Source organism: Rothia sp. HMSC065C12, from assembly GCF_001812085.1.
In the GTDB taxonomy this organism is placed as follows: domain Bacteria; phylum Actinomycetota; class Actinomycetes; order Actinomycetales; family Micrococcaceae; genus Rothia; species Rothia mucilaginosa.
The window spans coordinates 702,604-713,662 of record NZ_KV807679.1; the positions used below are offsets into that span (position 1 = coordinate 702,604).

General features: G+C 56.8%; 11 protein-coding genes. 9 read left to right on the plus strand and 2 right to left on the minus strand.

Annotation, left to right across the window (positions count from 1 at the left end; genetic code table 11):
- Window positions 1–157: 157 nt before the first annotated feature.
- Window positions 158–1,822, minus strand: a complete 1,665-nt coding sequence (gene murJ / locus HMPREF2836_RS08970) for a murein biosynthesis integral membrane protein MurJ (protein WP_049338564.1) — start codon at window positions 1,820–1,822, stop codon at window positions 158–160.
- Between the two features lie 66 nt (window positions 1,823–1,888).
- Window positions 1,889–2,392 (minus strand): NUDIX hydrolase, encoded by a 504-nt coding sequence (locus HMPREF2836_RS08975; protein WP_005504058.1) that lies wholly within the window; start codon window positions 2,390–2,392, stop codon window positions 1,889–1,891.
- A 126-nt stretch (window positions 2,393–2,518) separates the two neighbouring features.
- Between HMPREF2836_RS08975 and HMPREF2836_RS08980 the strand changes: the two genes are divergently transcribed.
- The 9 genes from HMPREF2836_RS08980 to dnaB all read left to right on the plus strand — a co-directional run bounded on the left by HMPREF2836_RS08980 (window position 2,519) and on the right by dnaB (window position 10,746).
- Window positions 2,519–3,943: a CCA tRNA nucleotidyltransferase gene (locus HMPREF2836_RS08980; RefSeq protein ID WP_070630115.1), complete on the plus strand. Its 1,425-nt coding sequence runs from the start codon at window positions 2,519–2,521 to the stop codon at window positions 3,941–3,943.
- A gap of 190 nt (window positions 3,944–4,133) precedes the next feature.
- Window positions 4,134–4,439 carry a 30S ribosomal protein S6 gene (gene rpsF, locus HMPREF2836_RS08985; RefSeq protein WP_005504056.1) on the plus strand — a complete coding sequence of 102 codons (306 nt, stop codon included), beginning with the start codon at window positions 4,134–4,136 and terminating at the stop codon, window positions 4,437–4,439.
- Between the two features lie 95 nt (window positions 4,440–4,534).
- Window positions 4,535–5,167 (plus strand): single-stranded DNA-binding protein, encoded by a 633-nt coding sequence (locus HMPREF2836_RS08990; RefSeq protein WP_005504055.1) that lies wholly within the window; start codon window positions 4,535–4,537, stop codon window positions 5,165–5,167.
- A gap of 83 nt (window positions 5,168–5,250) precedes the next feature.
- The gene (rpsR, locus tag HMPREF2836_RS08995) at window positions 5,251–5,487 is read left to right on the plus strand and encodes a 30S ribosomal protein S18 (RefSeq protein ID WP_004005948.1); all 237 of its coding nucleotides are present in this window, start codon (window positions 5,251–5,253) and stop codon (window positions 5,485–5,487) included.
- Between the two features lie 20 nt (window positions 5,488–5,507).
- Entirely contained in the window at window positions 5,508–5,960 is a 453-nt protein-coding gene (gene rplI / locus HMPREF2836_RS09000) for a 50S ribosomal protein L9 (RefSeq protein ID WP_012904373.1), read from the plus strand.
- Between the two features lie 240 nt (window positions 5,961–6,200).
- Window positions 6,201–6,506 (plus strand): hypothetical protein, encoded by a 306-nt coding sequence (locus tag HMPREF2836_RS09005; protein ID WP_070630116.1) that lies wholly within the window; start codon window positions 6,201–6,203, stop codon window positions 6,504–6,506.
- A 643-nt stretch (window positions 6,507–7,149) separates the two neighbouring features.
- A complete protein-coding gene (locus HMPREF2836_RS09010; protein WP_070630117.1) occupies window positions 7,150–7,956 on the plus strand; it encodes a class I SAM-dependent methyltransferase in 807 nt (268 codons plus the stop codon).
- Between the two features lie 291 nt (window positions 7,957–8,247).
- The gene (locus HMPREF2836_RS09015) at window positions 8,248–9,285 is read left to right on the plus strand and encodes a glycosyltransferase (RefSeq protein WP_246822856.1); all 1,038 of its coding nucleotides are present in this window, start codon (window positions 8,248–8,250) and stop codon (window positions 9,283–9,285) included.
- A 105-nt stretch (window positions 9,286–9,390) separates the two neighbouring features.
- Window positions 9,391–10,746: a replicative DNA helicase gene (gene dnaB, locus HMPREF2836_RS09020; protein ID WP_049326737.1), complete on the plus strand. Its 1,356-nt coding sequence runs from the start codon at window positions 9,391–9,393 to the stop codon at window positions 10,744–10,746.
- The last annotated feature ends 313 nt before the right edge of the window (window positions 10,747–11,059 follow it).

Here is an 11,059-nt window from a genome sequence, read left to right on the forward strand (position 1 = left end):
GCGGGCCCTGACTATTAGATTCTACCCGGCATTGAAGGATGCTGGGGCTGAGTGATAGTTTGTGGCGTCCGGGTGGTTGCCTGTGTCCTCTGCGGGCCCCGGCGTGGGGTGAGGTGGGTGCACGGGCAGCTACCCGGGTTGGGCGTTGTGTGCTGCTTTAGCGGCGGGCAAAACGCTCAAGTTTGGAGGTGAGGGGCGCCAGTAGTGCGTTGGCTTCCTTGACGCGGAAGATCTGTATGCCGGCGAGGTATGCCAGGCCCATGACGGTGCCGCATACGGCGAGGGTGATGATTGCGGTGAGCTTGGAGGCCCAGGCGAATCCGTCGAGCTGGTAGCCGCCGAGCAGCCAGAGCGCGATGGCTGCGATTCCGCCGGCGAAGAGGGATGCGAGGGTGGTGCGTGCGTAGGCGCTGACGATGCCGCGCTGGCCGTAGTAGCCGAGGCGGCGGCGGACCATGTGGTGGCTGATGAACATGATCAGGATGTTGTGCACCGGGTAGATGAAGGCGAGCATGTACACGGTGTACTGTGCGTCGAGCAGGGATGCTGCGAAGCTCATGATGACCATGATGATGGCGGAGTACACCTGGATGCGGAAGGGGGTGCGTGCGTCTTCGCGGGCGTAGAGCACGCGGCTGTAGAGGTAGTTGATGGTGAGGGTGGGGGTGCCGAGCGCGGTGATGACGATGAGCTTGGCGATGATGGTTGCTGCGATGGGGTCGCCGCCGCTGAAGAGCACGGCGACGGGGCCTGCGAGTACCATGAGTGCGACCATGCAGAAGACGGTGGCTACGGCTGCGTTGCGCAGGCCGTGGGAGAGCGCGTAGATGACGCTGTCGCTGTCGTCGGCGATGGCGGAGGCGCTCATACGGTTGAAGAGCACGGTGGCGATGGAGATGCCGATAACGCCGTGCGGGAGCATGTACAGCATGGAGGCGTAGTTGAGTGCCTGCAGGCCGGGGATTTGGATGCCGAGGGCGGCGTAGTGCTCGCGCTGGCCGACGATGCCTGCGGCGACCTTGGTCATGTAGAGGAACGCGAGGTTGGAGATGATGCCGGAGGCGAGGGTCCAGGCGGCGAGCTTGGAGGCTGCGCGCAGGCCGATGCCTCGCCATGCGAAGTCGGGCTTGAGGCGCAGGCCGAGCTTGCGTAGGGGGATGAACAGGACGAGTGCCTGCATGATGACGCCGAAGGTGGAGGAGCCAGCGAGCACGAGGGTCTGTGCGTTGGTCCAGTTGTCTACGGTGTGAATCGGGTTGGGGTTGGGGGTTTGTGCGCCGAAGAGGAAGATGAACAGGATCAGCGACAGGATGGTGATGACGTTGTTGAGTACGGGCGACCACATGTAGGCGCCGAATGCGTCTTTGGCGTTGAGGACCTGTCCGATGACGGTGTAGAGGCCGTAGAAGAAGATTTGGGGTAGGCACCAGAGGGAGAAGATGAAGCCGAGCTGTCGTTGTTCGGGGCTCCATCCTGAGCCCATGATGCTGATGATGGGCCAGGCGCAGGCGACGGTGATGAGGGTGATGAGGCCGATTGCGGTGACGGTGAGGGTGACGAGTTTGGAGATGTATCGTGCGCCGCCGTCTTGTGCTTTGGCTGCCTTGATGATTTGCGGCACGAGGACTGCGTTGAACACGCCGCCTGCTACGAGGACGTAGATGAGGTTGGGTAGGGTGTTGGCGGTTTCGAAGACGTCGCCGACGGTTGAGAGTGAGCCGATGGCTACGGTGAGCAGGATGGTCTTGACGAATCCGAGGATGCGCGAGACGAGGGTGCCTGCTGCCATGATTGCGCTTGAGCGGGCGTCGTTACGTGCCACGTATGTCTCTCCTGTTTCGGCGGGTGATTGCTTCTTTTAGTTTTTGGGGCTCTATTTAACGGGTGTTTAGAGCTGGGTGGTGATGTATTCGCGCGCGCTACGGGCAATGTGTTGCTCGTTGGCGAATGAGAGGCGGGTGGGGAGCTCTTCGAGGGGGACCCATGCGACGTCGATTGCTTCGTGGTCGGGGTCGTTGTCGATGCTCAGTTCGCCGCCGGTTGCTGCGAAGAGGTAGTGGTGCACGGTTTTGTGGATGCGCGTGCCGTTGGAGGTGAACCAGTAGGCGATGGTGCCGAGGGAGGCTACGGGGTAGCCGGTGATTCCGGTTTCTTCGCTGATTTCGCGTTGTGCGGCTTCGACGGTGGTTTCGCCGTGTTCGATGTGGCCTTTGGGTAGGCACCATTCGCGTTGTCCGTTGCGGTTGATGCGGGCGATGATGGCTACGGGTAGCTGTTCGGGTCGGTCAAAGTCGATGATGAGCCCGCCTGCGGAGACTTCTTCGGGGGCGGGTACCGCTCGCGCGGGCGCGGTGAAGCGCGTTTTGGGGGCGCGGGGTACGGGAATGCTCATGGTTCTACCTTAACCGATATGTGAGGGTTTGTGTGTCTCGGTTTGGGGTGAGATAGCTGTCTTTGGTGGGGTGTTGTGGGTGTGGGGTGGGCGCGTGGGTGGTTTTTCTGGCACGATTAAAGGATTATGTCGCTGTTTATTGATGTTGTGTCGAAGTACCCGGATGCCGCCGAGCTGGGAGAACTGTACCGTGCGGCGGGTTTTGAGCTGTACTTGGTGGGCGGTATTGTCCGCGACAATCTGCTGGATGATGGCGGCCATTTCACTGATTTTGATTTGACGACGGATGCTACTCCGGAGCAGAGTGAGCAGATTCTGCGTGGGTGGGGTGAGCATACGTGGGATATCGGCAAGGAGTACGGCACGATTAGTGCGCGTAAGAATGGCGTGGTGTATGAGGTGACCACGTACCGTGCTGAGGTGTATGTTTCGGATTCGCGTAAGCCGACGGTTGAGTTCGGTACGGACCTGAGTGCCGACTTGGTGCGCCGTGATTTCACGATTAATGCGATGGCTGCGGCTTTGCCCAGCGGCGAGGTTGTTGACTTGTTTGGTGGCGTTGAGGATTTGCGTGCGGGTGTTTTGCGTACTCCGCGCTCGCCGCAGGAGTCTTTTTCTGAGGATCCGCTGCGTATGATGCGTGCGGCTCGTTTTGTTGCGCGTTTTAATCTTGAGGTTGCCCCGGAGGTTTTCGAGGCGATGCGCGAGATGGCTGGCCGTATTGAGATTATTTCGGCTGAGCGTGTGCGTGATGAGCTGGTGAAGCTGATTGAGGCGGATTATCCGCGGGTGGGTTTGAACCTGCTGGTGGATACGGGTCTGGCGGATTATGTGTTGCCGGAGCTTCCTGCGTTGCGTATGGAGATGGATCCTGCGCATCACCATAAGGATGTGTATGCGCATTCGTTGAAGGTGATGGAGCAGGCGATGGAGAAGGAGACGGACAAGGATGGTCCGTGTCCGGCTCCTGATTTTATTCTGCGTTTTGCGGCGTTGATGCACGATATTGGTAAGCCGAAGACTCGTAAGTTTGAGAAGGACGGCTCCGTCTCGTTCCTGCACCATGAGGTGGTGGGCGCGAAGATGGTGAAGAAGCGTATGCGTGCGCTGCGTTTTGATAATGACACGATTAAGGCTGTGGCTCGTCTGGTGGAGCTGCATATGCGGTTCTATGGTTACCGCGAGTCGGGTTGGACTGATTCAGCGGTGCGCCGCTATGTGCGTGATGCGGGCGATCAGTTGGAGCGTCTGCATCGTGTGTCGCGTTCTGATGTGACGACTCGTAATCGTCGCCTGTCGCGCTCGCTGGCTGAGGCGTATGACGATTTGGAGCGTCGTATTGCTGAGTTGGCTGCTCAGGAGGAGCTGGATGCGATCCGCCCCGACCTGGACGGTGGCCAGATTATGCAGATTCTTGGTATTGCGCCGGGCCCGGTGGTGGGTGAGGCGTATAAGTTCTTGTTGAATTTGCGTCTGGATGAGGGTTCGCTTCCTGAGGAGGAGGCGAAGGCTCGTCTTCTGCAGTGGTGGGAGCAGCGTCGGGAGGCGTAGCTTCTGCGGTTTTTGGTACCGCATTGCATGGTTGAGGTCACGCGGTGCGGTACTGTTCTATCTGCTTTTTCTCGTGTATTGTTAAGAAATCTATGCGTGTTCCCCGCCCGGTGTGTTTCACGTGTAGGGCACAATGAATCTCCTGCTATGGAAATCCCATAGCCGTTTAGCCCAAAGGAGGGGTTTAATCATGCGTGCATATGAACTGATGGTTATCCTCAGCCCCGAGGTTGAGGACCGTGCGGTTGAGCCGTCGCTGTCCAAGTTCCTCGAGATCGTGACCAACGAGGGTGGTTCCGTCGACAACGTCGACATCTGGGGCCGTCGTCGCCTGGCATACGAGATCCAGAAGAAGTCTGAGGGTATCTACGCAGTGGTGAACTTCACCTCTACCCCTGAGACCGCAGCTGAGCTCGATCGTGTTCTGAACCTGAACGAGTCCGTCATGCGTACCAAGATCATCCGCCCGGAGGATCAGAAGATCTCCAGCAAGTAGTTGTTTCTTTCCGGTCGGCTGACCCCCTAAAAATGTCAGGGGGTTGCGCTGTACTGGATTCAACATACTTGTAACTCTTATCGAGGAGGCATCAAATGGCAGGCGATACCGTTATTACCGTTATTGGTAATCTGACTGGCGATCCGGAGCTTCGTTACACCCCTGCGGGTGCGGCGGTTGCTAATTTCACGATCGCATCGACTCCGCGTACTTTTAACCGCCAGACGAACCAGTGGGAGGATGGGGAGACCCTGTTCCTGCGTGCGTCGGTGTGGCGTGGTTACGCTGAGAATGTTGCAGAGACTCTGAAGAAGGGTACTCAGGTTATCGCGCAGGGCCGTCTGAAGTCTCGCTCGTACGAGACCAAGGAAGGCGAGCGTCGTACTTCGTTTGAGCTTGAGGTCGAGGAGATCGGCCCGACTCTGCGTTTTGCTACTGCTCAGGTGACTCGCGCACAGCGTTCTGCCGGAGGTAATAACTTCGGTGGCGGTGCGCAGGGTGGCTTTGGCGGTGGCGCTGGGTACAACGCTGCTGCTCAGGGCGGTTTCTCCGCTCCTCAGCAGAACAATTTTGCTGCTGCTCAGGGTAATGGTTACTCTGGCCAGTCTGGCTACTCCGCTCCGGCTGCTCCGGCGGCCCCCGCAGCTCCTGCTGCTGATCCGTGGAGTTCTCAGTCTGGTGGTAACTATGACTGGGGTAGCGGCGCCGACGACGAACCTCCGTTCTAAGCCGGTTTCGTTTTCCGAATAGTAATTTATCAATCCATCCCGCGGTTATCCGCCGCGGGCTCCCAACTCTAAGGAGCACCACGATGGCTAAGGCTGAAATCCGTAAGCCCAAACCCAAGCAGAACCCCCTCAAGGCTGCTGACGTCACCGTTATCGACTACAAGGACGTCGCACTTCTGCGCAAGTTCATCTCCGACCGCGGCAAGATCCGCGCTCGCCGCGTGACTGGCGTGACCGTTCAGGAGCAGCGCAAGATCGCTCAGGCTATTAAGAACGCCCGCGAAGTTGCACTGCTGCCCTACTCCGGCGCTGGCCGCTAAAGAGAAGGAGAGACAGTAACATGGCTAAGATCATTCTGACTCAGGAAGTTTCCGGCCTCGGTGCAGCTGGCGATGTTGTCACCGTTAAGGACGGTTACGCACGTAACTACCTGCTGCCCCGCGGCTTCGCCGTGACCTGGACCCAGGGTGGCGAGAAGCAGGTTGAGTCCATCCGCGCCGCTCGTGCGGCTCGTGCTAAGGCTTCTCTGGAAGAGGCTCAGGCAATTGCTGCGTCCCTGGCTGCTAAGCCGGTTGTCGTTGCACACAAGGCTGGCGCTGACGGCCGCCTGTTCGGTACCGTCAAGGCTGAGGCTATTGCTGAGGCTATTGAGGCTGCTGGCGTTGGCTCCGTTGACAAGCGCACCATCCACCTGGGTTCCGCTATCAAGCGCACCGGTGAGTACAAGGTGACTGTCCGCCTGCACGCTGACGTTGTTGCTAACGTTGTCCTGGACGTCGTTGCTGCTGCGTAAGTAGATTTTTAGATATTCGACGCTGGTGCTTTGATGCTGCGGCGTTGAGTGTCGGACGGGGTGTCCCTCTTCGTGAGGGGCACCCCGTTTGTTGTACCCATAGCTGTGCCCGCTCCGGTGCATGTTTCACGTGAAACATTATTTTTGGAGGCTGAGAATATGTGGTGTGCTACAGAAGAATTGGTGGTTAGAGCGGTTGCGACTGCGAGGTACACCAATTGACCCCGTAGACTGGTAGACATGGCTCGATCTTTTTCACGTTTGTCTTCTAGCGCGCAGCTTCTGTCCACGGGTGTGGTGTTGGAGTGCATCAATTTGCTGCTGTGCGCTCTAGCGGTTATCCCATTTGCGGACGCGAATGTTGCTACTGCTCTTCTGCTTCTTTTGCTGGTAGTTGGCGGCCTTGCATCCAGTGTTGCGATGGTGTGCGCGCTGGTGGGTCTGGTGAAGTTCCGTCAGTACCGCGTGACCAATATTTGCTTGGCGGTTATTTCTGTAGTGGCTAACCCGTTGGTGCTGCTGGGTCTGTATATGGCGGCTTATTAGCCCGGTTTAGAGTCCGCAAACTGCACAATATCAAAGCTCTCAGGGTTCTGTTGGTTTTCTCCCAGCTTGTTTCCAGCGAAATTCAATCCTCCCATAAGGTTGGGGGTGTTTACTATAAGTGTTGGTTCGAGAGGACTGCGATGTGAATGTGTGTGTTTCGTGTAGCGGGGTCGCCCGCTAGCGAAAGAAGGATGGCAAGGCAAAAGCGCCTTGCCTTTCTTCTTTTAACGCGACGTGTAGTTTCCGCGTGAAATCCGGGGCGCTACCCCCGATTTTGAAGAAAAATCTATTCCCAGCTTTCTTACAGCTTTAACCTACAGGGAATAAAGGTTTACGCGTAATACTTTATATAGATGGTTCGAGAGGGCCATCAGAAAGTTGGACTTTCCTTGCGGAAGTGGCTCTGATTTTCGTATGTATGTGTGTGTGATGAGACTGGGGTTGGATCGAGAGGTCCAGCTCCAGTTTCTGTTTAATCTCTAGGGGGTGCAGCAAGGGTGGCTGTAGTGGTGTTGCGGCATGCTGTAATAAAGGGCAACCATACTTCTATATAACGTCATATTTCCTTTCTCGGGGTGGCGGGTCTAGAATTGGGAAAGATAAATTTTGCATATTAAATACAAGTATTGAGGAGTTGTCTTCCGTGTCTAAGACCCCTTCCGTTCCCGGTACCGACCGCCCCGCCGAAAAGGCAGCAGGTCACTGGCTGCTGGCTCAGCTGGGCAAGAAGGTTCTGCGCCCCGGCGGCCGCGAGACCACCAACTGGCTGCTGGCTCGTGCTCTGGGCGGCAACATTGACGTCGTGGAGTTTGCGCCGGGCCTGGGTATTACCGCCCTGGAGATTGTGAAGCGTTCCCCCAAGAGCTACACCGGTGTGGATCTTGATCCCAAGGCTGCTGAAATTGTGACCGAGCGTATTGGCGCATCGACTAAGCCGAACTACCGTGTGGTGAACGCTAGCGCCCAGGAGACCGGTCTGCCCTCGGAAAGCTACGACGCCGTGGTGGGCGAGGCGATGCTGACCATGCAGACCGATAAGCACAAGCTGGAGATTATGCGTGAGGCGGCTCGTCTGCTGCGTCCGGGGGGCCACTACGCTATTCATGAGATGTCGCTGGTTCCCGATTATCTGCGCCCCGAGTTGAAGGAAGAGATTCAGAAGGATTTGGCGCGCACTATCCGCGTGAATGCCCGCCCGCTGACCGTTGCCGAGTGGACTGCTCTGGCGGAAGAGGCTGGCTTTGAGGTGCTGGATGTGTACCAGACCGATATGGCCCTGCTGGAGCCGAAGCGTCTGCTGGCTGATGAGGGCCCCGCAGGCGTTGCGAAGATTGCGTTCAATCTGGCACGTAAGCCGCAGATTCGTGAGCGTGTGCTGGGTATGCGCGGCGTGTTCCGCCGCCACGCCGACCATATTGGCGCTATTGGCATGATTCTGCGCAAGAAGTAAGAGAAGCGTATACAGCGAAACGGAGCCTTAGTATTCCTCGTTATGCGGTGGAATACTGGGGCTCCGTTTTACGCTGGTGAGGTTATGAGCCGCACAGACTCGGCTCAGTCACGTGTACGCCTGCCGGAGAATGTTATGAGCCGTATTCTTTTCTCGCCTGAAAGCTTCAATATGGGTGAAACCACGCGCTGTATCGAGATAGCGCGTGCAGCTCGGGAGCGAGGCCATACGGTCTTATTCCACGTGTATTCCCCTAAATACCTGGGACTGCTGGAAAACGCGGGGTTGCCCGTGCATCTTCGCGAACCGATTATGAGCGATGCTGAGGCTGAGCAGATTATGGCGCTGGATCAGGGCAGGGGAGTGCGGCACCCTTTTACGACCGGCATGGTGCGTCGAAGGGTTGCCGCTGAGCTTGCGGCTATCCGTGACTTTAGCGCGGATGCTGTGGTGATCGGTTCTAACCTGACGATGTTGCTGTCTGCGCGTATTGCCGGTGTCCCCATTTTCTATGCGCGCCCGTATGCGTACTCGTCGACGTATTTTTCGAAGAAGCCTGCAGCCAGCGAGCTCGCGGCGCCGGGATGGTTGCGGGCTGTGGCGCGGGTGTTTTCGTATAAGCCAGCTTCTTTTACGCGTGTGGCGCGTGAGCATGGGCTCACGCTTCCTCGCCGTACTGTTGATATGCTCAGTGCCGACGTGAATCTTATCTGTTCTCTGTTTACGCAGCTGCGCGGGGATTCTTTGGTAGAGCCTGATGTTGGTGTGGGGCCTATTTATTACCGTGCGCCCGGTGAACTGCCGCAGATTGTTCGCGAGCGCAGGGAGCGGCCACTGATTTACGTGGGAATGGGCTCATCCGGCTCCGCAGATATTTTGGTGCAGGTGCTGCAACAGTTGTCAGCCGCTCCGGTGGATGTGCTGGTTGGCGGCGGGGTGCAGCTCTCGGATACTCACCTGCTGGGCAGCAATATCCATTTCGCCGGGACTGTTCCGGCGCATCTGCTCACCGGTCATATTGATGCCTCGATAACCCACGGCGGTGAGGGAACGGTGCAGACGGCGTGCCTGGCGGGTGTACCGTTTGCCGGTATTGCGATGCAGGCGGAGCAAAGCTGGAATATTGAGGAGTGCGTGCGCTACGGTAACGCCCTGCGTTTTACGAAGAATGATGTGCGCCGCGGCAATGTGCGCGATATTCTGGGCCGTCTGCTCAGAGATGAGGGCATGCGCGCTAGGGCGCGGCAGCTGGGTGAGGCAATGCGCACCATGGATGGGGCGGCGCTCGCCGTTGAGAAGATTGAGGATTATCTGCGCGCTGCCCATTAGGCGTGTATATGTTTCGCGTGTGCCTTCGTGAGAAACTAGCATAGGAGTTCTACAGAAATTGTTTCTGGAACGTCGTAGATACCGGATTGAAACGCGAGGATAAGCATGTCTGAAACTGCCATTGATTATGGTTCCCGCACTATGCCTCATGATGATGTGGCTGAGCAGTCGGTGCTCGGTGGCATGCTGCTGTCAAAGGACGCTATTGCGGATGTGGTTGAGAGCCTGCGTGCGTCTGATTTCTATAAGCCGGCGCACGAGACGATTTATGAGGCGATTCTTTCTCTTTACGGTCACGGTAGCCCTGCGGATGCGATTACGGTTGCTGATGAGCTGAAGAAGCGCGGTGAGCTGACTCGTGTGGGCGGCGCGGCCTATATTCATACGCTGATTGCGTCGGTTCCGACTGCTGCTAACGCTCAGTATTACGCTGAGATTGTTAAGGAGCACGCGATTATGCGCCGCCTGATTGAGGCGGGTACGAAGATCGCTCAGCTGGGTTACGCCAATGAGACTGAGGTCGATACTTTGGTGGATCAGGCGCAGGCTGAGATTTATGCGGTGACTGATGGTAACGCGAAGGAAGATTATGTGTCTTTCTCTGAGGCGTTGGAGGAGACCATCAATGAGATTGATGCGAACTCGAACCGCCCCGATGGCGTGTACGGTGTGCCGACTGACTTTATTGAGTTTGATGAGCTGACCGGTGGTCTGCACGGTGGCCAGATGATTGTTATTGCGGCTCGTCCGGGTGTGGGTAAGTCGACTTTGGCTCTTGATATTGCTCGTTCTGCGTCTATTCATCATCAGATGACGACTGTGTTTTTCTCGCTGGAGATGAGTCGTACTGAGTTGGCGATGCGTATTCTCTCTGCGGAGGGCAAGATTTCGATGGGTCGTCTGAAGAAGGGCGACCTGGATACTGAGGGTTGGACGAACTTGGCGACTCTGCAGGGTCGTATTGATTCTGCGCCTCTCTTTATTGATGATTCGCCGAATATGACTCTGATGGAGATTCGCGCGAAGTGCCGTCGCCTCAAGCAGCGTAATGATTTGAAGCTTGTGGTGCTGGACTACCTGCAGCTGATGAGTTCGGGTAAGAAGGTTGAGTCGCGTCAGCAGGAGGTTTCGGAGTTTTCTCGTAGCCTGAAGCTGTTGGCTAAGGAGCTGGATGTTCCGGTGATTGCGCTGTCTCAGCTGAACCGTGGTTCGGAGCAGCGTACTGATAAGCGTCCGATGGTTTCGGATCTGCGTGAGTCGGGTTCTATTGAGCAGGATGCGGATATGGTGATTCTGCTGCATCGTGAGGATATGTATAACCCGGATAGTGAACGCGTGGGTGAGGCAGACATGATTATTGCTAAGCACCGTGGTGGTCCGACTCGTACTATCCCGTTGGCGTTTAGCGGTAAGTACTCGCGCTTCAACAATATGGCGAATGAGGCGCCTCCCCAGTACTAACCCCGTACTCAACTAATTCAGTACTAAGCGTTTCAGCGCTAGGCGTCAGCACTCTGTAGCTGTGCCCCTCTTCTTCTATTCCTTGCAGGATGGAAGGGGAGGGGCTTTTTGTATCTATAGGTAATAGGTATGGGCGCCCAGGCGCATGGTTAGGAATCGTGCAGGGTTAGGAATCAAGCGCAGGGTATGGGAATAGGGGCTGCGGAGGGGGTTCTAGAGGGCATTCTGTGAGGGTTTGAGTGGTTTCTTCTGCGTTTATAAGGTTTTTTGGAAGTTTTTTAAAGATTTTTTAGCACCCATAAAACGCACTGAC